A 26,028-nucleotide genomic window follows, 5' to 3' on the forward strand; every position below is an offset into this window, starting at 1 on the left:
CACATGAAAAGCCAAGCCAAAGTTGTGATCATCGGGGGCGGCGCGGTTGGTGTCTCGACCCTTTATCATCTTGCCAAAGCCGGGGTGACCGACACACTGCTGATCGAAAAGAACGAATTGACCAGCGGGTCGACCTGGCACGCAGCGGGCAACATCCCCACCTATGCCAACAGCTGGGGCGGGATGCGCGCGGGCAATTATGCTTGGCGGCTGTATAAGGATCTGGCGGAAGAGGTCGATTATCCGATCACCTACCGCCACACCGGCGCGTTCTGGCCCGCCCACACGCCCGAACGCATGGACCTGTTCCGCCATCTTGTCGGGGTTTCCAAGGGTCTGTGCTATGACATGGCGATGCTCACCCCGTCCGAAATGGATGACATGCACCCTTATTTCAGTTCAGGCGACAGCATCATCGGCGGCATCCTTGACCCCTATGAGGGCGATGTGGACCCTTCGCAACTGACCCAGGCCCTGGCCAAAGGCGCTCGGGATAAGGGCGCGGCGATTGCGCGGTTCACCACAGTCACCGGCATCTCACGCCGCGCTTCGGGCGAGTGGGAGGTTCAGACGGACAAGGGCAATGTTGTCTGTGACATCGTGATCAACGCCGGGGGCTATTACGGTCGCCAGGTGGGTGAGATGGTCGGCCAGAAACTGCCCGTCGTAACGCTGGAACACCAATATTTGGTCACCGAAAGCCTGCCGGAACTGGAAGCGAACCCGGAAAACTTCCCCCTCGTCCGCGACCCGGACATCATGTATTACCTTCGGCGCGAGCGGAACGGGTTGCTGCTGGGCTCTTACGGACACGAAGGGCGGCCCGCGTGGCTGGACGGGATGCCCGATTGCTTTGCCAACCAGCTTTATCCCGACAGCGTCGACGACATCGCCGAAATCCTCGAAGCCGCGCTGGAACATGTGCCGTTATTGGGCGAGGCCGGGGTCAGCCGCTTCGTGAACGGCCCGATACCTTACAGCCCCGATGGCGCGCCGCTCTGTGGTCCGGCCTTTGGTCTGCCGAATTTCTACCACGCTTGCTGTTTCCCGGTGGGTATCACCCACTCAGCAGCAGCGGCGAAAACCCTGACCGAGTGGATTACCGAGGGCGAAACCGAATGGGACATGTCCTTCTGGGATCCCCGCCGCTTTGGCAAGGAATGGGCGACCTTCGATTACACCGTCAAACGCTCGAGCGAGTTGTACGAACATCAATACGCGATCCCCTACCCACATCGTATGTGGAAATCGGGTCGTCCGGTGCAGACCACGCCGCTTTACGATACGCTCAAAGACAAAGGCGCTGTGTTTGGGCAGATTGCCGGATGGGAACGCGCTTTCTGGTTCCAGACAGATCAAATCAAGAATGACGGGCAGCTGGGTTTCCATCACGAGGTCTGGCACGATGCGGTCAAAGCTGAATGCGAAGGCGTGCGGGACCGGGTTGGTGTGATGGATCATGGCGGCTTCACTCGGTATGAAGTCGAAGGACCAAAAGCCACCGAGTTCCTGAACTACGTCTTCTGTGGTGCAATGCCTGGCGTGGGCCGGGTCAAGCTGTCCTATATGCTGACGCCCAAAGGCAAGATTTGGTCCGAAGCCACCATCGCGCGGCTGGATGAAAACAAATACCTGCTCTGCGGCCCGACTCTGGCCGATCAGCGCGATCACGACTGGATGTCGAAATTCCTGCCGGGCGTGGGCGTGACCCTGACCCGAGGTTCGGATTTTGACGCTGCCCTAATGGTCATGGGGCCAAAATCCCGCGACGTCCTGCAACCCCTGACCCAGGATGATCTATCAAAAGAAAACGCGCCTTGGATGTCAGTTCGCGAAATCACTGTTGCGGGTGCTTCGGTCATTGCCCTGCGCGTGTCTTATGTCGGAGAGCTGGGTTGGGAGCTGCACATGCGCAACGCCGATCTGGTCCGCGTCTACACCGCCATAATGGATCAGGGCACTGAACACGGTATTGTCGAGTTCGGCTCTTACGGGCTGAACGCCATGCGGCTTGAGAAAGGCTATCACGGCTGGCGCGCGGATTTCGGTATCGAATACACCGCCTTTGATGCAGGGCTGGATCGTTTTGTCAGTAAAAAGAAAAACAGCTTTGTTGGACGCGACGCGTTTCTGGCGCAGGCTGAGCAGCCGAAGGATTACCATTTCACCGCCTTCGTACTCGACGGCCACGGCGCCGACGCGCTGTCTTCCGACCCCATCTGCCGCGACGGCAAGCCCGTAGGCTATGTCAGCTCGGGCGGCACCGGGTTCCGCATCGGCAAGCGGGTCGCTCTGGGCTATTTGACCGAGGCGGCGCAGCCCAGTGATTTATACCAGATCGAAGTGCTTGGCGTTCCGGTCAATGCGACTGTGGCGACCGTGCCGTTCTACGATCCTGAAAACGACCGGTTGCGGGGATAAAACCCATGGCGAAATCTCTTCCGACGGACGTTCAGGTCGCCATCATTGGCGGCGGCATTGTCGGCTGCGCGACCGCTTATCACCTTGCCAAGGCAGGCTGGTCCGCCGCCTTGTTCGAGCGTAAGAAACTGACCAGCGGAACGACATGGCACGCCGCAGGTCTGGTCAGCGAAACGCAGGGGGTTCCGGTCACGTCGGCGCTGGCGAAGTATGGCCTCGACCTGATGGAAAGCCTTGAGGATGAGACCGGGCAGAAAACCGGTTTCAAGCGCAACGGCTCGATGACCGTGGCGCTGACCGAGGCGCGTATGGAGGAGTTGCGGCGCAAGGTCGACTATGCCCATGGATGCGGGTTGCGCGCAGAAGAGATCAGCCTGACCGAGGCGCAGGATCGCTGGCCTCTGCTGTCCGTCGACGGTGCAAAGGGCGCGTTCTGGTTTCCAGGCGACGGCTATACCAATCCCATCGACACGACGATGGCTCTGGCCAAGGGCGCGCGGGCCCACGGCGCGCAGGTTTTTGAAGATACCAAGGTCACCCGCGTTGTGATCGAAGGCGGTCGCGTTGTCGGCGTTGAAACCGCCGAAGGTCTGGTCAGCGCCGAGCATGTGGTCAACGCCACCGGCATGTGGGCGCGCGAGTTTGGCCTGACTCATGGGGTGCAGATTCCGCTGCATTACACCAACCATTACTACGTTGTGACCGACCCGATTGAGGGTGTGACCGGTGACTTGCCTGTCCTGCGGGTGATGGACGAATACGCCTATTACAAGGAAGAGGCGGGCAAGCTTCTGATCGGTTGTTCCGAGCCAAACGCAACACCGTGGCTGCCCAAGGACGGTTTGCCCGAGACGTTCGAATTCGACGAACTGCCCTGCGATGAGGAACACCTTTTTCCCATCCTTGAAGCCGCGATGGAGCGGGTTCCAGCCTTGGCTGAGTCCGGTATCCGCAAGTTTTTCAACGGGCCGGAGTGCTTTACCCCCGACGCCAAACACTATCTGGGCCCGGTTCCGGATGCGGCGGGCTATTGGGTCGCTGCGGGTTTCAACTCAACCGGAATCCAGAACGGCCCCGGCGCGGGCATGGCGCTGGCCGAATGGATCATGGCCGGTCACATGACCATGGACCTGACCGATGTGGACAGCCGCCGCATCGTGCCGGGCCTGAACGCGCGCAGCTATACCGCGACCAAGGCGGCCGAAACGCTCGGCCATGCTTATGAGATGCATTGGCCCTACTTGCGCAAAACACAGGCGCGCGGTCTACGCCGGACGCCTTACTACACCCACCTGCGCGACGCGGGCGCACAATTCGGCAGCGCCAATGGCTGGGAACGTCCGCTCTACTATGGGCGCGAGATGACGGATGGCTTCGGATGCGAGCCGTGGTTCGACGATTGGCAGGCCGAACATCAGGCTCTGCGCACTAATCTGGGCTGCATCGACCTGACCTTTGGGCGGTTCATCGTCGACGGGCAGGATGCCGAGGCACAGATGCAGCGGCTCTGCGGGGCTAATATGGCCGTGACACCAGGCGCGCTGGTCTACACCCATATGTTCAACCCGCAAGGCGGGATCGAGGCAGACGTAACCGTCGCACGCCTGAATGCAAACCGCTACATGGTCATGGCCTCGGCCGGGGCTGAGCCTCAGACGGACTACTGGCTGAAAAAGCAGCTGGCAGGTACGGATGTATCCGTGGTCAACGTGACCTCGTCCGAGGCAACACTGGCCCTGATGGGACCGCGCGCGCGGGACTTTTTAGCCAAGCTGACCGATGCCGATTTGTCGAACGACACGTTCCCCTTTGGAACATGGCAGGCATTGAATGTCGGTCATGCTCCGATCCGGGCACAGCGGATCACCTATGTAGGTGAGCTGGGATGGGAGCTGCATGTCCCTGCCGAGTTCGCCCAGCAGGTGTTCGAAACAATCATGGCTGCGCCCGATGCACCGCGCTTATGTGGCGGCATGTCAGTTGACTCATGCCGCATCGAAAAGGGCTTTCGCCACTGGGGCCACGACATCGGACCACATGACAGCCCGGTCGAAAGCGGCCTGACCTTTGCCTGTGACTTCGCCACCGAGTTCACCGGCAAAGCCGCCATCGAAGCCCGCAAATCTGCGGGGTCTGCAAGCCGGTTGCTGTCTTTCCGGTTGGAAATCCCAGAGGCGCTGGTCTTTGGCAAAGAGCCGATCCTGTGCGACGGCCAGATTGTCGGGCGTTTGACCTCGGCCAGCTATGGGTGGACCGTAGGCGGTGCGATTGGCATGGGCTATGTCACACGTCCCGACGGGATGGCCATGAAAGAGCTTGCCAAACGCAGCTATCAAATCATGGTTGCAGGAAAAACCATCGCCACAACGGCGAGCCTGCGCGCACTTTATGATCCCGGAAACGAAAAGATGCGCGGTTAAGGAACCGCGCATCTCCAATATCTAACGCTGTAAACCTGTGGTGTCAGCCGTCCTGACCCATCTCTTTTACGGCAGCCAGAAGGCGCGCGATCTCTTTTTCGGTGTTATAATGGCAGAACGAGATGCGGATACAATCCGGCAAACCCAGCGGATTCAGTACGTTGCCGGAATAATGATCGGCCTTGCGCACATGGGTTCTGATACCCTGCGCGTTCAGAGTGGCGACCACATCCTCGGATGAATGGCCATCAACAACGATCGACACCAGACCTTCGCGCGCGGGGTTGTCCGCTCCGGCCAGAATTGTGACGTGATCCATATCGCGCAGACCTGGCAGGTTGCCAGTGCCATTGATGGCAGTGTTGGTCAGATGCGTTTCGTAGGCATGGATGGCTCGACCCGCAGCTTCGATCCGTTGGCGGGGTTCGGTTTCATCCGAAACCTCTCCACCCAGCCAGTCGAAATACGACACGACATCAGAAACAGTAGCATAAGAGCCGGTGTCTCGTGTGCCGAACTCCCAACCGGTTGCAGGAGCGTCGATCAACATGTCGTGCGGAACAGCACTTAGCTTGTCGGAAATCCACGCAATGCCATATCCGTGGCGTGAGAAAACTTTGTACGGTGAAATCGCATAGCCATCGACATTGTAGGCATCCAGATCCAGCTGCCCATGAGCTGCGTGCTGAATGCCATCCACGATGATCAGGCAATCCGGCGCAACTGCGCGAATCGCGCTCGAGATTGCGGCAACATCCATACCCATACCGGTCACGGGCGACGCATGCAGGATCGTTGCAACCGCCACGTCCGGAGTCATGAGTGCAGCATAGTCCTCGGGCGTGACCAAACCGGTATCGTCGTCATGTGCAACATTGACATAGTCCAGCCCGGCGATCCCGGCCCACCGGCGCGCAGCACTGCGAGTGGCGGGGTGTTCGATGGACGACCCGATCACCTTTGCCCCCTTTGGAGCGGTCAAACAGGCGGTTCGGATCAAGCGGAACAAAAGTTCTGTCCCGCTTTCCCCTGCAAAGAACTGACCCGATGACGCGTTCATGAAGACGGTCAGGTCTTGCTTGGCCTTGTTGATCACGTTCTGGGTACCCTGCCCCGCCGGGTTGATGCGACCTGGGTTGTCGGGGATTGCGGCATAAAAGGCTGAGGTTTCAGCCACGGATTTCAATGTCAGCGCACCACCAGCGTTTTCGAAGAAAATGCGCTCGCCCTGAAACGGGCAGCTGTCGACATGAGCAAAACGGTCACGGATTGCGTCGATAAGGGCGGGATTGTCTTGGATCATAGTTTAGTCCTGTGAGTTGTCAGAGCGCGCGGCTCACGATCGTGCGGCAAAGCTCGGCCACCGCGACATGGCTTTGGCGGGGAAACCCATCGACGCTGTCGTCGACGATCCCGTGGGTTGAATTGATCAGGCCGTTGGAGACCATGGTGTCCAGCAGAAGGGTTTCTCGGTTTGGTGTGTGCAGAAGTTTGGCGTTGCCCGCACGCGCTGCCATGGCAGCAGCAATCGCGGTACAGCCCCAATTGGAACAGGCAGCCGTCACCAATACATCACAGCCTGTCACAGCGCCGATCCCACCACCGCAACCACATTGGCATGTGTCTCCGTAGGGGACATGTGCCTTCACATGGTCGGCGACCTTACCCATGCCGATTTCGTTGCCACCATCGCCAACCGCCACTACTGGGATGCCGCGCTCAAGTGCCAGATCGAACAGGAAATCGACACGCGCGCGACCCATGCCATAGTCGATACCGCGCATTGAGTGATAGACGCCAAATTCATTGCGCCCGACACGCTCGGTCGAGAACAACAGATCAGGGTTCAGCTTGGCCAGAAGGGTCTCGGCCTGCGCCTTCCCGTCCGCATCATCGGTGGCGTAGGGAAGCATAACAATCGTGGCAAGGCTTTTGTCTGCCTTCGCAATCGCCGCCTGTTCCACCGTGACGGGAAAAAGCCCGGCAGCCTGACAGGTGTTCTGGATCGCAGGCAGCAGAGTTTCCTCGCACAGCATGACGCAGGTCACATTGCGGGCCAGTACCAGCGCGCGCGCAATCGCTGCCGCACCCGAGGGGCCATCGTTTTCACCCAGATCAGGCGTGATCCAGGCCCGCGAGACCGATCCGGTAGTCAACACAACTGTTCCACCCTCTGGCACTGCCATCAGCGCATCCGCAGCCGCCCCAACCAGCGACCGGCCTTCCAGCGCACGGGCTGCCTCGAACAGGTGCTCAACGCCGCGTTCGCCCATATCGATGTTCACAAGCTGTTCCAGTCGATTATCCAGCCGGGTGATCAAAGCCGTATCGGCCATTCACGTGTCTCCAAACAGTGTTGCCGCAAACCATTTCTTGTCGTGCAAATGCCGCGCAGTCTGGCGCATTGCCGACATCAAACAGTCAGCCACCGCCATTGCACCCCCAGCCCTCGCCACAGCACCCGATGTCGGTTTGAGCCGGATCGAGACACGCCCGCCGGGTTGCCCATGGGTGTTGACCGTGACAATCCCTTTGCTCTGCAGCATTAACATACCAATGGCCGCGGTCACCTCGGCTGGCACCAATTCTGACCTGTCGGCCCCGGCCATGCCCAGAACAATCTCCATCGCTTCCTGTTCATCGATCTTTGGACCAAGAGCCGACCGAGTGATGCGCCCTTGCCCCAGCACGCTGTCCAGCGCGTCGGCCAGGTCCTGACCATCCCGCGCCTCTTGCAGCAACAGATCGGGGGTAAATCCTTGCAGACTACGCATTGCACCCACGGCGACGGGGGCACGAGCCTCCATCCCAAGCTCACTCGCTTTCGCTTGCACAGGAACCAACGCCGCAGCCTCACCACACAGGACACCAGCGCGCGGGCCAGACAGGCCAGCCTTGTCTGCATTGGTGATAATCAAATCAGCCCCAAAGGACAGCGACGCTCCACCGCCGTACAGCACCGGGCGGAACCGCGCACCATAGGCGTCATCCAGGAACGTGACACAGCCCGCCTTGTTCCCAGCCGTAGCGGCGTCGCGGATCAGATCATCGCCAAGCATCGACAGTTCCGAGGTGACAGGCGTGATCACGAATAGCGCCGGGTTGTCTTCTGCCAGAGCCTTTTGCACTGCGTCCAGATCATGAACCTCTCGCACCGGCACGCCAGCCAGCCGTGCCCCGCGCAGAAGCGAGGCATGGCTGCGGTCGCCTGCGGCCACCAAAGAAAGCACCGGGTTGCCGCCTGAATGCGCCAACACAGTCGCCACGATCCCCGCGCTAGTGCGATTGACCACTGCCGCCGCCTCATGCCCCTGTCCACCCAGATGCGCGATAGCAGCCTTGCGCAGCTCTTCCCCGAACAGGCCAGGACCAATCCATTCCTCACACAGCAGGCTCAGATCGTCCGGTGTGGCGGGAAAAAACCGCAGGTTACCGGTACAGATAGCGATCTTGTCGATGCCTTCGCGGGCCACGAAATCTCTGGCCACGCGACCGGCCTGCGCCAACCTGCGCACCTCATCCCCCGAGCCCCGCAGCAGCGCCCCCCGAGCATATCCCACGCCCGGGTCAATTGCATTGCCGAACCGGTCCGTGCTCACGCGCCGCCCTCGATATTGATTGTGACGCATTTGCGGTATGTATATGCCTCTAGCGCTCCCTCAATCGAGTATTCGCTGCCCATACCCGACTGCTTGGTGCCCCCGTAAGACATCCCAGGGATTTGCCCGCCGCCCTGATTTACCTGAATCCAGCCTGCATCGATAGCGCGCGTCAGGCGCGTTATGCGGCTGACGTCATGGGTGAACAGGAAGGCTGCAAGACCATAGTGAGTGTCATTGGCCATAGCGATCACCTCCTCTTCGGTCTCGAAGGGGATCGCGACCATCACCGGGCCGAACACCTCTTCACGGGAGATGCGCCAATTGTTATCAACGCCGGTGATGATGGTGGGGTTCGGGCAGAAACCCGCCGGGTCTTCCGCTGGCGTTTCGCCGATCAGGAAGGTGGCCCCTTCTGCCTCAGCTTCGGCCACATAGGCGCGGATTTCACCATAGCGTTCCGCGTTAACCACCGCGCCCATATCCACGTCTGGATCCAGCGCATCACCCACTTTCAAAGCTGCCGATTTCTCGGCGACCTTCGGCATCAACTCATCCCAGATATCCTTGTGCACAAACAGGCGCGATCCGGCGGTACAACTTTGGCCCTGCCGCATGAACCGCATCGCGTTTGCCACCTGCTGCGCGGTGCTGTCCAGACGGCCATCGGCGATGGCGTCAGGGAAGACGATGGTCGGGGATTTCCCGCCCAGTTCCAGAGTAAGTTTTGCAATGCGATCAGCCGTGGCATGGCCAATTAACTTGCCCACATCGCTTGAACCGGTAAAGGACACCTTGTCGATACCCGGATGCGAAGCAAGCGCTGCACCAGCTTCCTCTCCCAACCCAGTGACCACATTAAAAACACCCGGTGGAAACAAGCCATCCGCAAGTTCAGCCAGTTTCAGGATTGCCAGGGGCGCATCTTCGGCAGGTTTCAACACCAGGCAGTTGCCGGTGGCAAGCGCCATCGAAATCTTCACCGCACCAAGCTGCAATGGAGAATTCCAGGGGATGATCGAGCCCACAACCCCATGTGGCTCGCGCGTCGAATAGCTCAGCAGTCCCGGGCCGAGCGGCAGGGTTTCGCCCTTTTGCTCAACCGCCACACCACCATAATACTTCAGAACGCCCGCCGCGCCCAATGCCTCTCCGCGTGACTGGGTTTTGATCGCATTCCCGCTTTCAGCAGCCAGCACGCGGGCGACTTCTTCGACATTTTCTTCCAGGCGACGGCCGAGTTCGGTCAACAGTTTGCCACGCTCGCTTGCCGCCAAAACGCGCCACGCTGGGAGCGCGGCACGGGCGGCTTCGACGGCCAAGTCGACCTCGGTTGACGTGCCGCGACCAACCTCGCAGATGGGTGCGCGACGCGAGGGATTTTCGACCACTAGTCGCCCTTCGGGCCAGTGCCATGCCCCGTTGATATAGCTTCCGGCCAAACCCGCTTCGGGCAGTTTCGGTTCCAGGTGTGTCGTCATCCCTGTTCTCCTTGGCAGGCTAGAGGTATTTCAGAATAAGTCGCGCCGCCTGGAGGGAGTTCAGCGGCGCAGCGACCGGGTGAGAGCTTGGATCTGACCCTAAAGCAAATCAGATCTTGGTGCGGACCACGGCCCACGCGTCGTCCAACGCGCCCTTGAACCGTTCAGTCGCAACATCAATCTCATCCTCATTGATGATCAGCGGCGGCATAAAGCTCATCCGGTCGCCAATCGCCCGCAAGTACAGACCCCGATCATGGGCAAAGTTCTGCACAAGTTCGCCCACTTTCCAAGAGGGATCGAAAGGTTCGCGGGTTTTGGCATCCTTCATCAGTTCGAAACCGCAGAACAGGCCAACACCCCGCACCTCGGCCACAAGCGGGTGATCCGCCATAGCGTGGCATTTTTCCAGGAACCGGGTCGAGACCCTGCGGACATGGCCGACCAGATCCATCTCGTCGTATATATCCAACGCCTCAAGCCCGACGGCAGCACCTACCGGGTGTCCGGCATATGTGTAGCCGTGACCGAACGTGCCAACCTCATCCGAGTTCTTCATCATGTCGGCGTAAATCTCATCCTTGAACATCAGCGCCGAGATCGGGAAAAACGCCGCCGACAGCGCTTTGGCACACGAGATCATGTCAGGCTCTAACCCCCAGGTCTGCGAGCCCCACATATTGCCGGTGCGACCAAAGCCGCAAACGACCTCGTCGGCCAGGAACTTGATGTCGTATTTACGTAGAACCGCCTGCATTTCTCGCCAATAGCCTTCGGGCGGCATCAGTGCACCACCGCCTGAGATGGCCGGTTCGGCAAAGAATGCCGCCACGGTTTCAGGGCCTTCCGCTAAAATCAGCTCTTGAAACTTGGCCGCCATTCTGGCCGAGAACTCTTCTTCGCTCTCACCGTCGATGTGGAAGCGGTAGTAGTTTGGCAATTCGGTGTGCTTGAATTCGGACAGCGGCAGGCCAAATTTGGCATGCATATGCGGTTGGCCCGACAAGGACACGGTGGCTATCGTGTTGCCATGGTAACCGCGTACGCGGCCAATGATCTTACGGCGATTGGGCTCGCCTTTGGCGGTGTTGGCGTACCACAGCAGCTTGATCGCAGTATCGTTCGCCTCGGACCCGGAACACTGGAACATTACCCGGTCCATGTCGACCGGAGCCATACCAATCAGGCGCTCACCCAATTCCGCAACACGTGGGTGCGAACGGTTGTAGAAGGTCGGTGCAAAAGGCAGAACATCCATCTGGCGTTTGGCCGCGTTGGATAGGCGCTCGTTATGGTAACCCAACGAGACGCAACCCAGCCCGGAAAACCCGTCGATGATCTCATGCCCTTCGCTGTCGTAGATGAAGACGCCCTTACCATGGGTGATCATGGTCGGGCCATTCTCGGCATGCTGACGCAAATTAGACTGCGGATGGACGTGATGCGCCTTGTCCTGTTCAATCGCGCGTCGGGCGTCAACGTTCATGGCGTATGCTCCAAAAGAAAACCTGCCGGGACTTCACCTTGTTATTGACTGAATTTCAATTTCGAAGTTTTTTGGTTTTTGTGAATATTTTTCAGGCTAAAAACACATGAAACCTCTCCTCGATCTGCGCCACCTGCAATTGATCCAAGCCATCAATGAAACTGGCCGGATCACTGATGCCGCCAAAAAGCTGGGCGTGACACCTTCGGCCCTGTCGCATCGTCTGCGAGAGGCCGAGCGCAGACTGGATGTGCCTCTGTTCACCCGAATGCACAAGAAACTGCGCCGGACGCCCGCTGCCGACTACATGGCAATCGTGGCCGAGCGCATCCTGACCGATCTGAGCCGCGCGGAAGAGGACGTGCGGCGCATGAATGCCAACGTACAACATGTCGTACGTCTGTCGGTTGAAGCCTACAGCAACTATCGCTGGCTGCCCTCGTTCATCAAGTTCATGAAGGCGCGCACCGACGGGATTGATATCCAAATCATGGCTGGCGCGCGCAGCGACCCGCTGAGCGGGCTACTAAACCGGCATCTGGACATCGCGATTACCTCTGGCACGGTCTCGCAAGCCGGGCTCAGCAGCATCAAACTGTTTGACGACCCTTTGCTTTACATCATGCCACCGTCACATCGTCTGGCGGATCACCCATATGTGGAAGGGTCTGATATCGTGGGTGAGCCATTTATCACCTATACCAAGATCCCAGAGCCTGACCGCGAATTCGCGCTGTTGTTCCGCCCGACGGACAGCTACCCGAAATGGGCTGCAACTGTCGAATTGCCCGAAGCGATTGTCGAGTTGGTTGCCTCGGATCTGGGTACCAGTGTGCTTTCGAACTGGGCGCTTCAGTCAGCGCTCAAAGAAGGCCGCATCGTTGGCGCTCAGGTTACTCGGGACGGTATTTCCGTGCCGTGGCACGCAGTATTAAGGTCAGAGGATATGGAAGATGTTGATCCGATTTTACAAATCGCCAAGTTGTTGTCGGAATGGTGCAGCCTGCCTGACTGTGGGTTTCACATAACCTGACCGCAATAGGTCTAAAGTGCGATGTCAGCTAATGACACAAGGGGTTTCTCGTTCTTGACATGACGGTCAATGAGTTTCCGTTGCTGTTTGCCCGTCGGGATGAACCCGGCAGGCTCTGGCAACACATCCGTTTGTTTCAGTTCTGGGAACAGCACGAAAATCTCTTCTCGCGCCTCAGCGCTAATCGCCTTGAGCGCTTCGGGCCCGGTAAACAGGCTCTCTGACGGCGCGCCTTCAGCAAAGATGATCTCGTGCCGGTCAAACAGCAGGTGGAAGTATTCGACTTCCTGGACAGTCTTGTCCACGTAAACCCCAGGAAGGCTTGTCAATTTGATAGCCGGGACAAGAACCTCTGGGACGCCAAACATGCGTTCGGCAATGGACGAGCGGACAAGCATTCGATGCTGCCGCGATATCAACAGATCCCTCTGCGGAAATCCGTTTCCCAGAGACCCGGCAAGAATTCGAACCGGGTATAGCTTTGGGTTGGCATGAAGCTCTGATTCAGCGACCCGCCGTCTGCCAATCCATCGCACAGGTTGAGGTCCATGTTGACGTGTAAGGACCAGATCCGACAGTGTAATCTGTTCGACCCGCTCTGGCCCGGTCGTCGTTGAAATCAATGTTGACCCGGTGAAACAAGGTACCAGACTGCTCTCATCGACAGGCGGCTGTCCCGAAGACCCTGGCCCTTCTGCGGATGAGATAACCTCAAGCGGCACTCCGCGCGGTGGGAAACTACCAACAAAGGCCACACCTTCGGTGGTGCCAAACGAAGGAGAGGAATTGTTAATGTTGACACCAAGAACCTGATAGGTTTGCCCGGTGCTGTTGTCACGCAGCGTGATGCTGTATTCAGCCTCGATACGCGTCCCATCGGCATAGGTCGTACCATCAAAGCTCTGAGCACCGTTTAAGCGCTGGTTCCCGTCATTGTCGTCAAAATCGGAGTCCGATCCGGCGTCTGACACGTTTAGATCCGTCAGCGGGCCATTGCCGATCGTTATAAATTGACCGACAAGGTTTGACCCATCACCCTGGGTGATACCGCTCAGGCTTTCACCTCCAGTGATCGAGACCTGGCTGGCAGCCAAAGCGTGTACGATATAGTCAGCCATGTCCCCTCAGCTCACTTGCGGAACGCTTTTTCAGGCTAAAGGATTGTCGGCTTCTTGCAAACAGGCACAACAGATAAACATTGACGGATTCGCTATTGACGGACATTTCGCCCAAAGCAGCGCTACGTGAAAAGAGTTACAATCCACGGTCTGGTATGCTGCGGGCAAGCACATTCTCCAGCGCCTCAGCGGCAGCCTCCAGATTAGTGCAGGCAATGACCCCGATCTCGGTCAGCTGATCGGTCACATCCACAGGCAGGCTTGTATTCGTGACTTCTGGTATCTCGTTCAACCGACCGCCGATCAGAACCGGCACATCCAACCCCGCCTCTTCCAACTTTTGCAACAGTGTTTTTGAGTACCGCAACGCCACGCCATTATACGTGCTAAGTGCAATGGCATCGGCCGCGTTTTGTTTGACCAAGGCCACAATGTGATCCGGGTCGCTTGAAACGCCACCATCTATGACAACAAATCCTGCTTTGCCGAACACCAGATCCAAAAGCATCTTCCCATGCTCGTGCACATCTGTGGTTGCAGTCAGAATACGGGCAGAAGACTTGGCCAAATGGGCCACTGCCCGACCGGCTTCAGAGGACATGAAACGCGCGGCGGCTTCTTCTAGTTCGCGATATGTTGTAGCGCTTACAATGGGGGTTCTGCGACGCGGCGCATCTGGCCTTTCTTCACCTCCGCCAAAGGCTTGCTCCAAAGCGCGCCCACCGATGCGACGCAGGGCCAGCAGCATCTCAAAGGGATCGTCTGTATTGATGCCACCTTTTGACAATCCAGCAAGAACCCGATCTGCAAAACGCTGACCTTCGCGTAGCAGCATATCGCTGATCCGATCAATCTCAGTCATGTCAAACAGGGGCAGATACCCCTCTGCCAGCTCGGTCAACCTGCTCAAATGACATTGTGCGTCGCAAATCTCGGTCACGTCGGGGATGCGCTCATTCTCGCTTACTGGAACCGGGTTCAGCGCGTGCCCGCTTGGTCGCAACCGCTGCGCCACAATATCGGACAAAAGATACGAGGACAGCCCTGCATAGTTTTCGGCACGCGATCCTTTGTAAAGCACCGTTGCGCCATAGATCTGCGACCCCGGAACCCCATCGCTGATCTGCGCCAAGGCGCGTTGAAATGCCAGACGCGTCAGGGGTTCGGTAAAGTGATGGCCATAGCAAACAGCATAAGGCGCGCCGATCAGCCCGGTTACAATGTGCTTCTCAAGCAAAGCCTGACCCAAGACCGAGGTCAGGTCCTCGAATATTGCGGCGTATCCGTCATCCAGATTTGAGTGCACCAATACAGGAACAGGTTGCGCGGCAATCAGGCCAAGCGCCTTAACGGTAGCTTTTGTGGTCTCTATATCGTCTTGGTAGCCCGGCAGACGAAACGTGAAATACTGCCCCAGATTGCCGATCGTTGTGGCCCCAGCCGCAAGTGCAGCGCATGTGTTTTCCAGAGCTGCCGGAAACCCCAGCATGAAATCACCGAAATGCATCGCCGCGGGGCTGCCTTGTGTAAGACGCGCAAACGCGTCCGCGTCCTTTAGGATAACACCTGTTCCACGCACGTTTTCGGTTCTTTGATGTCTCGGAAACCCCATCGACCAATCCAGACACATACCAAAGCGATCAACCCGTGCACCGCGCTGGGCGCAGGTATCATACACCCTTCGGATGGCATCAATACTGTGGGACACGTCCCGAAATCCAAGATGCGCATGCTGCATAACCTGCCCGGACCGGATCATGGACTTCTTGTAGTCAATCTCGTTCTTGTACCCGGTCGCGACCTGGAAAGCACTGCTGCCGACACGCCAGTCCGACACCATTTTTTTACCACAGCTCAACAGCTCTGGGCCGCTGATCAGGTCCTGCTCTGGCAGAAGCGCCGCTCTGTCAATTCTGAGGTTTCGATCGTCCATTTCGCCACAATGGCCAATTCAGTGCAGCAGGCAAGTCTATTAACCCCAGCGATTTCCGGTGACGAAGGCACCTAGATACTCTCCCAAGGGAAACTGTCCAACCGTTCAATCCCTGTTTCGGTTACCAGCACCTGAGTTTCCAGTTTGACACTTTCCGAGCCCTCTTCCCCAACAAGACTTTCGACGCAGACGACCATTCCCGGCTCGATTACGCCCGACATGGCGGTCTCATCGAAATCGACATGCAACGGGATGACAGGCCATTCATCTGCCATGCCCACGCCATGGACCGCCAGCGAATATCGATAGTCAACATGCCGTTCAGGAATGCGCCAGCTTCTTTCGTTAAACTCGGCAAATGTCATCCCCGGCTTCAACACATCCAGGTTATGGTAGATCTGATCCACAGCCGTCGCATAGATCCGCCGCTGCGTATCCGTCATCGGGGTATAACCACAGGTCCAACTGCGGCTGAGGTCCGCGCAGTAACCGTACGGGCCAATCATATCTGTATCAAACGATATCATTTCACCCAATCGGCATACCCGGTCCGAACATTCTTTGTACCAAGGGTTTGTATTAGGACCGCAGGTCAAAAGCTTGGTTTCAAGCCAATCTCCGCCCGAACGTGCATTCTCAAAATGAAGATGGGCCCATAGCTCGCGTTCGGTTACGCCGGGAACTGAATGTTCGTAGATACGTGCCATCCCAGCTTCGCAGACGCGAATGGTCCAACGCATCAGTTCGATTTCGTCAGGGGACTTGATCGAGCGCGCGCGCTCCGTCAATTCACCCCCTTCCACGAAAGTTAGACCGCGCTTTTGAAGCGCGTGAAGTCCCGGGCCGTCCAGCCTGTCTGCAGCAAAGCGGCGATTGCCACCACCATGTTGGCGGATTACGTCAGCTATTTCATCAGCCCAACCTTCAACGCCAACAGGGGCTTTGTCGCCCTTTGTCATGAACATCCATGACACGGCGGTTCGAATTTCGTCGATACCGGGCAAACCATTGTTCAGGTGTTCACAGCCCTTGAACTCCCACAGGATTGCTGGGCCGCCCGCCAGGATCATCGCATAACGAACCGGATTGTGGCCCGTCCAAATCTGCATGTTCGAGCTGTCGACCGCATAGCGGATATTAATCGGATCATAGAGCAACAGACCTGCCACATCATGCTGTGCCATCTGCTGTCGCAATCGGGCCAATCGATAGGCACGGGCCGCATCCAGAGTGGCCTGTGGGACTGGGCTGATCAGCGGCTTATCCGCACCGTCGCGGTTCAGGTAGGTTAGCTTGCGCTCATCCTTGAAGGCAGGGCGCACCTGAGTCATGACACGGAACGCCCATAGAAACCAATTTGTTCTTCGGCGGAAAAATAAACGCCAGGGGTCTCATAAAACGAGAAAATCGCGATCACGCGTTCGGTGTCGCCTTGAACAGGTACAACACGGTGCGGTGTATTCACCCCACGGAACACATTAAGCGCGCCGGGCAACGGCATGATCCGTTTTACTTCCGGGTCCTTCCCGGCCAGAACAGCGACAACACCTTCATAGTTTTGGTCATCCGGCGTGCGCAGGTCTTTGCGATACTCAAGCTCACCGCCCACCTCAGGGGCCTGCAACAAGATCGTCGTCGTGAATTCCGAGCGGTCGAAATGCCAGTTCAACCCTTCGCCATCCCGTGTTGCCTGCACGTTCACACGCGCCATGGGGTCATCCATCTGATACAGCTTTTCTTTGCCCATTGTTGCAGCCAGAAAGTCGGCGAAGGGTTGCCATTCGTATACATCGATCACCGGGTTGCCCTCTAGCTGATCGGCGCACAGTGTATGGTTGACAGTCTGCGATTTGACCATCGCCGGATGCGCATCGTCGAAGCCGGGCATATCATCTTTGAAGTAGACGTTGTGTTTACGCGCATGCCTGAATGAGACTGTGTCCAACGCGGGTTTCGCCGCATCTGCAGCTTGCTGTGCGATGCCAGGCTTAAAAAATCCTGGCAGGTTGAACATGCCGTCAGATGCCAGGTCTGCCCGACACTTTTTCACCAGTTTCTCGTATTCCCGGCTGTCAGGTCTGTGCAAAGGGTATTTTTCAAGATCCAGCAAGTGCTTCATCGCGCGTCCTCCTTTACTTCATTGAAGTTCAGTTTATGACAAAAGCAACCAGGAAAATTATTGGGTATCATAAGTTTTACTATGGGCTATGGGCACACTCTTCCGCCTCTGACCGCGTTGCGCGCCTTTGAAGCCGCAGCCCGATGTGGCAGTTTCGTATTGGCTGGGAAAGAACTGAGCGTCAGCTCGGCCGCGATCAGTTTACAGATCAAAACCCTTGAGGATCATCTCGGCAAAAAACTGTTCGTCCGCAAAGGCAACCGGATTTCGCTGACGGATGCGGGTGAAATGATGTACCCCAAGCTCGCTCGTGCCTTTGAGGAAATGTCTGAAGCCGCTCGGATCGTACGCAGCGATACGTCAACCCGGCAGTTGGTTGTCAGCGTGCTGCCGGCATTGGCTGAGTTGTGGTTTCTGCCCAAAGCCATCACGTTTACCGAAGAAACCGGAATATCGCTGGATGTTCGCGTTCAGGAAGACCCGATCGACTTTGAACGTGAAGCCATCGACATACGTCTGACCTATGGCTCGGCGCTTTATCCGGGTTACCGGGAAACTCGCCTGTTTTCAGATGTTGCGATACCGGTCTGCGCCCCCTGGTTCTGTGAAGCATATCCCAACATGGATGAAGCACTGACAAATGTCCCGGACAACAAATTCATCCACAACAAATGGGGCTCAAACTATGCAAGCGAGCCACTTTGGTCGGATTGGAGGCGCCAGGTCGAGTCTGATGCAACGCCGTTTTCTGATGCGGGTTTGACGATCAACGATTTGACCTTCGCCATCGCAACAGCCAAGCGGGGGGCCGGTATCGCGCTGGTGCCTTCCGTCCTGGCCAAAACGGACCTTGCATCGGGGCTACTCGTTATCCCGTCGAAACATGCCTTGAAAATGAAAAAGGACTATGTTTGCGTGATCCCGCATGCGCGTTTCGATACCTCTGCCGTCCGTCAGTTCAGCGCGCATCTGGCACTGAATTGGGCATGAGCGAGCACCGGCACACCGCTAGTTAATCAACGCTTGATCGCTTAGATGATGGTCTTTGCCCAGGGCAAGTCCCTGAGTATTTGTTTCGAATGTCACGTTCATAGCGCACAAAGGCAGAGGCTGCTCAGCGCGGCTGACCACCGATTGCCAATGTAATTTCGTGCGCCGCCTCAAGGACCATTTCGCCGAAGTAAGCAGCGTTCGCTTTGTTGATCCGCGCAGTGGGGCCAGAGACGGAAATACCCGCACATGCAACGCCAAATTGGTTTTGAATTGCCGCTCCGGTGCAGGACATTCCCTCGTAACGCTCCTCATCATCAAAGGACCAACCGCGTTGTCGGATCAGTGTAAGATCTTCAAACAGAGACGCCGTCGATCTATGCGTGCGATCTGTGTAAGGCTCAAACGTAAGGTCCGACGTCAGCCTGCCCAAGGCATCCTGGCTAAGCTCGGCCAGCAATGCCTTTCCGGTCCCCGACGCGTACATCGGCGTCCGCGCGCCGGGCGGGAAAAAGGCCCTGATCGGATTGCTGGTTTCGATCTGATTGACGAATACCACATGGCTTCCATCTGGCATTGCCATATTCGCCGTCTCACCCGAGTCGCGCATAAGCCTGCGCAGGATCGGTCGACCAATCTCAACCACGCTGTTGCGGTTCAGATAAGACGCACCAGTCCGATACGCCTCGATCCCGATCATCCATTCCTGGCGTTGCTCATCAAAACTGACATAGCCGCGGTTGGACAGCGTCGTCAGTATGCGATGCGTCGTAGCCGTTGGCACGCCCGTCTCGCGACTGAGGTCGCTCAGCGTGCAGCGTTCCAGCGTCGCCAGGGTCGTCAATGTCTCCAAAGCCCGGTCCAGGGATTGCAGTGTTCCGGCTGAACTTTCCTTGAACAGTGACTTGGGCCTGCCGCGCGGCTTTTTATGATTCTCCATGGGGATTTTCCTATGTGGTCCACAGCTCGCTTTTAGGCTTCGCTGCAGAATTTTTCAAATTTGAAAAATTTCCTCTCCAAAGTGAAAAACGATCTTACCCATGTGTTTCAATGCGCTAGGTAATTTTTTCGCTATGTGAAAAACATTTTCGAGAAAATTGCAAACCCCAAGCATTGGTAACATCATATTACCAAAGAGGAGGGGCAAGCCATGTCTCAACAAAACCCAGTTTTTATTCCGGGGCCCACAAATATCCCCGATCGTCTGCGTCTTGCGATGCAGGTTCAGACGCAAGACCATCGTGCGCCCGATTTTGTTGAAACGTTTGCCCCTGTGTTGGAAGACACCAAGCGGGTATTTGGGACAACCTCGGGCCAGGTCATTACCTTCCCGGCCAGCGGGACAGGCGGTTGGGAGGCCGCGATGACCAATACGCTCAGCCCTGGCGATGCCGTCCTCGTGGCGCGCTATGGCATGTTCAGCCATCGCTGGATCGACCTGTGTCAGCGTCACGGGCTGGATGTCCGGATCATCGAATGCCCATGGGGCAGCGGTGCTCCGGCGAACAAGTTCGCCGAGGCTCTGGCCGCCGACAAGGCCCATGAGATAAAGGCGGTTTTGGTCACCCATAATGAGACGGCGACTGGCGTACGTTCGGATATTGCAGCGGTACGTAGGGCAATGGATGCCAGCACTCATCCGGCGATGCTGTTTGTAGATTGCGTCAGCTCGCTGGCCTCGATGCCCTTCGCGTTTGACGACTGGGGCGTTGATATCGCGGTCTCGGGCTCGCAGAAGGGCTTCATGCTGGCCACCGGAATGGCGATCTTGTGTGTCAGCCCCAAGGCGCTGGCGGCGATGGAGACGGCACAACTGCCGCGCACCTTCTTTGACTTCCGCGACATGATGAATGCCAACGCGTCGGGCGGCTTTCCCTATACCCCGCCGCTGCAGCTGATCTATGGCATGCGCGAAAGCCTGAAAATGCTGTTCGAGGAAGGCTTGGACAATGTCTATGCCCGCCACTTCCGTCTCGCCGAAGGTGTGCGCAAGGCCACCTCGGCCTGGGGGTTGGAGCTGGTGGCGCAGTCGCCGGATCTCTACTCTGACACCGTCAGCGCGATCTATGTACCCGACGGCTTCGACAGCAATGCGCTGACGGATCATGCCTTCAACACATATGGTGTCAGCTTTGGCATCGGGTTGGGCGAGATGAACGGCAAGGCCTTCCGCATCGGCCATCTGGGCAGCCTGACGGACGTGATGGTTCTGTCCGGTCTGGCCACGATCGAAATGGCCATGGCCGATCTGGACTATCCGATCGAGCTGGGCCGCGGCGTGGCCGCAGCGCAGGAATACTTCCGCGCGGGCCGTGCCACACCCATGCAATCTGCAGCGTAAGGAGGCTCTGATGTTGGATGCAATGACCACAGCCGATTGCCTGACCATCGCCGATATGCGCGAGGCGCATGAGCGGATCAAACCCCATATCAACCGCACCCCGGTGTTGCGGTCGGAGTATCTGGACGATCTGACCGGCGCGCAGCTGTTCTTCAAATGCGAGAACTTCCAGGAGGCGGGCGCTTTCAAAGTGCGCGGGGCCTGCAATGCGGTCTTTGGCCTGAATGACGAGGCCGCCGAGCGCGGCGTCTGCACGCATTCTTCCGGCAACCATGCGCTCAGCCTGTCTTATGCGGCGGGCCGCCGGGGCATTCCCTGCAACGTGGTGATGCCGCGCACGGCACCGCAGGCCAAGAAGGACGCGGTGCGCCGCTATGGCGGGATCATCACCGAATGCGAGCCCTCGACCACCTCGCGCGAGGTGGTGTTTGCCGAGGTGCAGGCCCGCACAGGCGGCGAGTTCGTGCACCCGTATAACGACCCGCGCGTGATTGCGGGGCAGGCGACCTGTTCGGCGGAGCTGCTGGAACAGACCGACGGGCTGGACGCGGTGGTTGCGCCCATCGGCGGCGGTGGCATGATCTCGGGCACCTGCCTGACCCTGTCGAACCTGGCGCCCGAGGTGCAGATCTATGCCTCGGAACCGGAACAGGCCGATGACGCCTATCGCAGCTTCAAGGCTGGTCACATCATCGCCGACGACGCACCGATCACCATCGCCGACGGGCTGAAAGTGCCGCTGAAAGAAAACACCTGGCACTTTGTGTCGAACTTTGTGCGCGACATCCACACCGCCAGCGAAGACGAGATCATCGCCGCGATGAAGATCACCTGGAAATACCTGCGCATCGTGATGGAGCCCAGCTGCGCCGTTCCGCTGGCGACGATCCTGAAACACCCCGAGGTGTTCAAAGGCCAACGCGTCGGCGTGATCATCACGGGTGGCAACGTGGATCTGGACAAATTGCCCTGGACCCAGGGCTGAGGAGGAAGTGAGATGAATATGCCTGTGAATATCGACCAGCTTGAGGTTGGCTATGACATCCCCGCCGCCATCGGCATGGACGCATCCGAGATTCAAACCCCGGCTCTGGTGCTGGATCTGGACGCGCTGGAGCGCAACATCAAGAAGATGGGCGATTATGCCAAGGCCCACGGCATGCGTCACCGGGTGCATGGCAAGATGCACAAATCTGTCGACGTGGCGCAGCTGCAGGTCGAGCTGGGCGGGGCCTGTGGCATTTGCTGCCAAAAGGTCTCGGAGGCCGAGGTCTTTGCCCGTGGCGGCATCAAGGATGTGCTTGTGTCTAATCAGGTGCGCGACCCGGCCAAGATCGACCGTCTGGCGCGGATGCCCAAGCTGGGCGCGCGCACGATCTGCTGCGTTGACGATATCGACAATGTCGCCGATCTGTCCGAGGCCGCGCAGCACCACGGCACCCAGATCGAATGTCTGGTCGAGATCGACTGCGGCGCGGGTCGATGCGGCGTAACCACCACGCCAGAAGTGATCGCGATTGCCAAGGCCATCGACGCGGCCCCGGGGCTGAAGTTTGCGGGCATCCAGGCCTATCAGGGCGCGATGCAGCACATGGATCTGTATGAGGACCGCAAAGCCAAGATCGACATCGCCGTGGCGCAAGTCAAAGACGCCGTGGGCGGGCTGGCCGCCGAAGGGCTGGACTGTGACATCGTCGGCGGCGGCGGTACCGGGTCTTATTACTTCGAGAGCACTTCGGGCGTGTATAACGAACTGCAATGCGGCTCCTACGCCTTCATGGATGCCGATTATGGCCGCATCCTGGATGAAAACGGCAACCGCATCGACCGGGGAGAGTGGGAGAACGCCTTCTTCATCCTCACCAGCGTCATGAGCCATGCCAAGGCCGACAAGGCCATCGTGGATGCCGGTCTCAAGGCCCAATCCGTGGACAGCGGCCTGCCGGTGATCTTCGGGCGCACGGATGTGGAATATGTCAAATGCTCGGACGAGCACGGCGTGGTCGCCGACCCCGACGGTGTTCTCAAGGTCAATGACAAGCTTCATCTGGTGCCCGGTCACTGTGACCCGACCGCCAATGTGCATGATTGGTATGTGGGTGTTCGGAACGGCAAAGTTGAAGCGCTTTGGCCGGTCTCCGCGCGCGGCAAGGCTTACTAGCCGCACATGCGTCCCGGGCGGCAGTTATCCCTTCCCCTGCCGCCCGGACCTGCACCCCAAAGCTCAAGGAAAAGGTCATGAAAGATATGACAGACAAACCCCTGCTGATCGTTGGAGAAGACCTCTGCCAGCAACTGGTCGGACGCCGCGAGGCCTTCGACGCGGTTCAGGACGTCTTTGCCGCCATGGCGCGTGGCGACGCCTATAACTTCCCCGTCATTCGTGAGGCAATCGGATATGCTGATGCGCTTTATGGCTTCAAATCCGGCTTTGACCGAGCCGGTCAAGTGCTGGGTGTCAAATCCGGCGGCTACTGGCCCGGCAACATGGACAAGGGCTTGACCAATCACCAGTCCACCGTCTTCCTGTTCGACCCCGATACCGGACGGCTCTCGGCACTGGTCGGCGGCAATTACCTGACCGCCGTGCGCACCGCTGCATCCTCGGCCGTGTCGATTGCCCATCTGGCGCGCAAGGATGCCAAGGTGCTGGGCATGGTCGGCGCAGGCCACCAGTCGACCTTCCAGCTGCGCGCCGCCGCCGAGCAGCGCGACTTTGAAAAAGTCGTCGCCTGGAACCCACACCCCGAGATGCTGCCCCGCCTGGGCGCGGTCGCAACCGAGCTGGGTCTGGAGTTCGAGGCCGTCAGCCCAGAGGACCTGGGTGCACAGGCGGATGTCATCATCACCATCACCTCGGCCTTCGAGCCACTGCTGATGAAAGACTGGATCAAACCCGGCACCCACCTAGCCTGCATGGGCACCGACACCAAAGGCAAACAAGAGGTCGACGCCGCGCTGGTCGCAGCCGCCACAGTCTTCACCGACGAGGTCGCACAGTCCATCACCATCGGCGAGGCCCAGCACGCTATTAAGGACGGCACTCTTGCCGAAGACCGGATCACCTCAATAGGTGCGGTCATCAACAATGATCATCCCGGAAGAACTTCCGAAAACGAAGTCACCCTTTTCGATGGCACTGGCGTCGGACTACAAGACCTCGCCGTCGCCAATGTCGCAGCTCGGATGGCGGAAGAGACAGGAAACGTAACACGCGTGGTACTTTGAAATAGGCCCGATTACGCCTCTTCAGCCGCGCGTTTCGAGGCGATCATGTCCAAAAGTTGTTCTTTGGTTCGCCGTATGTGGCGGACCAAAACATCGCAGGCTTCATCAGTTTTGCCTTCTTGCGCCAACTGCAGCAGGTCGCGGTGGTCCTTCTTTGCCGGTTCACGCTGTTTCATCACACTCAGATGCATACGAACATAACGGTCAGATTGAAGATTGATGCGGTCCAACAATTCATTGGTCAGTTTACGTTGCGAGGCGGCGTAAAGCGCCGAATGGTATTTGTAATTCAAAATGCCCCACTTACCCACGTCGTTTTCGTCATAAGACGCTTCCATCTGGGTCAAAATCTCATCGCACCGCGCGAAATCAGCGGATGTCATATTCGGAATGGCACGGCGAAACAGATCCACTTCGATCAGGATGCGCAAATCGAAAATCTCGCCTATTTCACTGAGGGAATGCTTGGTGACTGAACCGCCTCGGTTGTTGGCCCATTGCACCAGACCTTCGGCATTCAGACGTTTAAGCGCTTCACGGATCGGCATCCGTGAAACATCATATTCTTCGGCCAGAGCTTCTTGCCGGATCGTTTCACCCTCGGAGAGATCACCGCTCAGGATGCGTTCACGCAGGTCATTTGCAATAACCTCCGGTAAGCTCTGCTTGGTGATTGCGCGTTTACCTGCCATTTCAGATTTTGCCCTGCAGTATTTCAGATAGGGGTACCCATTTTTTGCAGCCTCTCCAAGCCGAACCAAAGAACTGGCATCGGCGGGACGAATCCGCGTGAACGGATACGGGATCGGAGATTGCGCATTCAAACACCCCAGGTATCCGACAAACGATACCCGCCTGGCCACGGGTCGTCGGGATCAAGCATGTGCTGATGAATACCAGTGATCCAACCGCGCCCGCTGATCTCTGGTATGATCGCCGCGCGATCCCCAACCTGCGCCGTGCCGACGATCCGCCCGGTGAAGCGCGACCCGATGATCGAGACCGCTTCGAAACTCTGACCAGGCTTCATCAGCCCTTTCGCCGCCATCAGCGCCATCCGTGCCGACACCGCTGTTCCCGTGGGCGAGCGGTCAACCTTACCCGGCTGGATCGCCACCGCAGACTTTCCGGAGAGGCCCGTTTCGATTTCACTGAGCGGGCCGCAAAAGGCGCAGAACGAGATATGGTCCCAATCCGGGTTCTCGGGATGCGAAAACCCAAGCTGTTCATTTGCGGCATTGGTGATCTTTACGCCCAACCGGGCGATATCGCGGGCTTCGTGCTCAGCGATTTCAAATCCCAGCGCCTTTGCGTCGACAACTGCGAAACTGTCGCCGCCATAGGCTGTATCCACGATGATCGTGCCCATCCCCGGCACCTCAAGCGGGACCGACAGTTTGTCGGCGAAACTGGGCAGGTTCTGCACGAAAATGCGCTGCGCCTTGCCGTTGCTGCATTCCGCCCGCACCCGGACCAATCCACCCGGGGCCTCAAGCACCATGTGCGTTTCGGGTTCCTGCATCGGAATGATCCCGCCATCCAGCAACACAGTCGAAACGCAGATCGAGTTCGATCCGGACATGGGTGGCGTGTCTTCGGGTTCCATGATGATCCACGCAGCATCAGCTTCGGGGTGTTTCGGGGGCACCAGCAGATTGACATGGCGGAACACACCACCCCGCGGTTCGTTCAGCACAAAGTTGCGCAGGGTTTGGTCCTGCGCAATGAAACTGCGTTGCGCCCAAACCGTGTCGCCGGGTGGCGGGCTGACGCCCCCAACAATCACATCCCCCACTTCGCCTTCAGCATGAGCCGAGATCACATGTATCGTTTTGCTGCTACGCATTTGGTTCCTCAGT

At 58.0% G+C, this 26,028-nt stretch carries 20 protein-coding genes; 8 read left to right on the top strand and 12 right to left on the bottom strand.

Annotated elements, in window-relative coordinates; genetic code table 11:
• The first annotated feature begins 3 nt into the window (after positions 1-3).
• A complete protein-coding gene (locus GS632_RS08430; RefSeq protein ID WP_171176593.1) occupies positions 4-2,421 on the top strand; it encodes an FAD-dependent oxidoreductase in 2,418 nt (805 codons plus the stop codon).
• A gap of 5 nt (positions 2,422-2,426) precedes the next feature.
• Entirely contained in the window at positions 2,427-4,841 is a 2,415-nt protein-coding gene (locus tag GS632_RS08435) for an FAD-dependent oxidoreductase (RefSeq protein WP_171176591.1), read from the top strand.
• A 43-nt stretch (positions 4,842-4,884) separates the two neighbouring features.
• Here GS632_RS08435 and GS632_RS08440 read toward each other — a convergent pair whose 3' ends face one another.
• The 5 genes from GS632_RS08440 to GS632_RS08460 form a co-directional block, all read right to left on the bottom strand.
• Positions 4,885-6,144 (bottom strand): aminotransferase class V-fold PLP-dependent enzyme, encoded by a 1,260-nt coding sequence (locus GS632_RS08440; protein WP_171176589.1) that lies wholly within the window; start codon positions 6,142-6,144, stop codon positions 4,885-4,887.
• Positions 6,145-6,163: 19 nt separating this feature from the next.
• A complete protein-coding gene (locus tag GS632_RS08445; RefSeq protein WP_171176587.1) occupies positions 6,164-7,177 on the bottom strand; it encodes a glutamate cyclase domain-containing protein in 1,014 nt (337 codons plus the stop codon).
• Entirely contained in the window at positions 7,178-8,440 is a 1,263-nt protein-coding gene (locus GS632_RS08450) for an aminotransferase class I/II-fold pyridoxal phosphate-dependent enzyme (protein WP_171176585.1), read from the bottom strand.
• Positions 8,437-9,921, bottom strand: a complete 1,485-nt coding sequence (locus GS632_RS08455) for an aldehyde dehydrogenase family protein (RefSeq protein ID WP_171176583.1) — start codon at positions 9,919-9,921, stop codon at positions 8,437-8,439. The genes GS632_RS08450 and GS632_RS08455 overlap by 4 nt, the downstream gene beginning before the upstream one ends.
• Before the next feature lie 109 nt (positions 9,922-10,030).
• On the bottom strand, positions 10,031-11,407 hold the full coding sequence (locus GS632_RS08460) for an aminotransferase (protein ID WP_171176581.1): 1,377 nt from the start codon (positions 11,405-11,407) through the stop codon (positions 10,031-10,033).
• A gap of 106 nt (positions 11,408-11,513) precedes the next feature.
• Here GS632_RS08460 and GS632_RS08465 point away from each other — a divergent pair, with 106 nt between their 5' ends.
• On the top strand, positions 11,514-12,440 hold the full coding sequence (locus tag GS632_RS08465; protein WP_171721289.1) for a LysR family transcriptional regulator: 927 nt from the start codon (positions 11,514-11,516) through the stop codon (positions 12,438-12,440).
• Between the two features lie 11 nt (positions 12,441-12,451).
• On the opposite strand, the gene GS632_RS08470 is transcribed toward GS632_RS08465, so the two are convergent.
• From GS632_RS08470 to GS632_RS08485, 4 genes are all read right to left on the bottom strand, one after another.
• Positions 12,452-13,558: a Hint domain-containing protein gene (locus tag GS632_RS08470; protein ID WP_171176577.1), complete on the bottom strand. Its 1,107-nt coding sequence runs from the start codon at positions 13,556-13,558 to the stop codon at positions 12,452-12,454.
• A 136-nt stretch (positions 13,559-13,694) separates the two neighbouring features.
• Positions 13,695-15,491 carry a cobalamin-dependent protein gene (locus GS632_RS08475; protein WP_171721288.1) on the bottom strand — a complete coding sequence of 599 codons (1,797 nt, stop codon included), beginning with the start codon at positions 15,489-15,491 and terminating at the stop codon, positions 13,695-13,697.
• Positions 15,492-15,562: 71 nt separating this feature from the next.
• Positions 15,563-16,822, bottom strand: coding sequence for a Xaa-Pro peptidase family protein (locus GS632_RS08480; RefSeq protein WP_171176573.1), 1,260 nt, complete (start codon positions 16,820-16,822; stop codon positions 15,563-15,565).
• Positions 16,819-17,610: a 2OG-Fe(II) oxygenase gene (locus tag GS632_RS08485; protein ID WP_171721287.1), complete on the bottom strand. Its 792-nt coding sequence runs from the start codon at positions 17,608-17,610 to the stop codon at positions 16,819-16,821. The genes GS632_RS08480 and GS632_RS08485 overlap by 4 nt, the downstream gene beginning before the upstream one ends.
• A gap of 60 nt (positions 17,611-17,670) precedes the next feature.
• On the opposite strand from GS632_RS08485, the gene GS632_RS08490 reads away from it, so the two are divergent.
• Positions 17,671-18,600 carry a LysR family transcriptional regulator gene (locus GS632_RS08490; RefSeq protein ID WP_171238019.1) on the top strand — a complete coding sequence of 310 codons (930 nt, stop codon included), beginning with the start codon at positions 17,671-17,673 and terminating at the stop codon, positions 18,598-18,600.
• Between the two features lie 124 nt (positions 18,601-18,724).
• On the opposite strand, the gene GS632_RS08495 is transcribed toward GS632_RS08490, so the two are convergent.
• Entirely contained in the window at positions 18,725-19,540 is an 816-nt protein-coding gene (locus tag GS632_RS08495; RefSeq protein ID WP_171176568.1) for an IclR family transcriptional regulator, read from the bottom strand.
• A 210-nt stretch (positions 19,541-19,750) separates the two neighbouring features.
• On the opposite strand from GS632_RS08495, the gene bhcA reads away from it, so the two are divergent.
• The 4 genes from bhcA to bhcD all read left to right on the top strand — a co-directional run bounded on the left by bhcA (position 19,751) and on the right by bhcD (position 24,169).
• Positions 19,751-20,941 (top strand): L-aspartate--glyoxylate aminotransferase BhcA, encoded by a 1,191-nt coding sequence (gene bhcA / locus GS632_RS08500; protein ID WP_171238018.1) that lies wholly within the window; start codon positions 19,751-19,753, stop codon positions 20,939-20,941.
• A 10-nt stretch (positions 20,942-20,951) separates the two neighbouring features.
• A complete protein-coding gene (gene bhcB / locus GS632_RS08505; protein ID WP_171238017.1) occupies positions 20,952-21,926 on the top strand; it encodes a beta-hydroxyaspartate dehydratase BhcB in 975 nt (324 codons plus the stop codon).
• A 12-nt stretch (positions 21,927-21,938) separates the two neighbouring features.
• The gene (bhcC, locus tag GS632_RS08510) at positions 21,939-23,102 is read left to right on the top strand and encodes a 3-hydroxy-D-aspartate aldolase BhcC (RefSeq protein WP_171176562.1); all 1,164 of its coding nucleotides are present in this window, start codon (positions 21,939-21,941) and stop codon (positions 23,100-23,102) included.
• Between the two features lie 86 nt (positions 23,103-23,188).
• Positions 23,189-24,169 (top strand): iminosuccinate reductase BhcD, encoded by a 981-nt coding sequence (gene bhcD / locus GS632_RS08515; protein WP_209509419.1) that lies wholly within the window; start codon positions 23,189-23,191, stop codon positions 24,167-24,169.
• An 11-nt stretch (positions 24,170-24,180) separates the two neighbouring features.
• On the opposite strand, the gene GS632_RS08520 is transcribed toward bhcD, so the two are convergent.
• Together GS632_RS08520 and GS632_RS08525 are read right to left on the bottom strand one after the other, a co-directional pair.
• The gene (locus GS632_RS08520; protein WP_171176559.1) at positions 24,181-24,861 is read right to left on the bottom strand and encodes a GntR family transcriptional regulator; all 681 of its coding nucleotides are present in this window, start codon (positions 24,859-24,861) and stop codon (positions 24,181-24,183) included.
• A gap of 128 nt (positions 24,862-24,989) precedes the next feature.
• A complete protein-coding gene (locus GS632_RS08525; RefSeq protein ID WP_171176557.1) occupies positions 24,990-26,015 on the bottom strand; it encodes a proline racemase family protein in 1,026 nt (341 codons plus the stop codon).
• Positions 26,016-26,028: the final 13 nt, after the last annotated feature.

The organism is Ruegeria sp. HKCCD7296 (assembly GCF_013110775.1).
GTDB lineage: Bacteria > Pseudomonadota > Alphaproteobacteria > Rhodobacterales > Rhodobacteraceae > Ruegeria.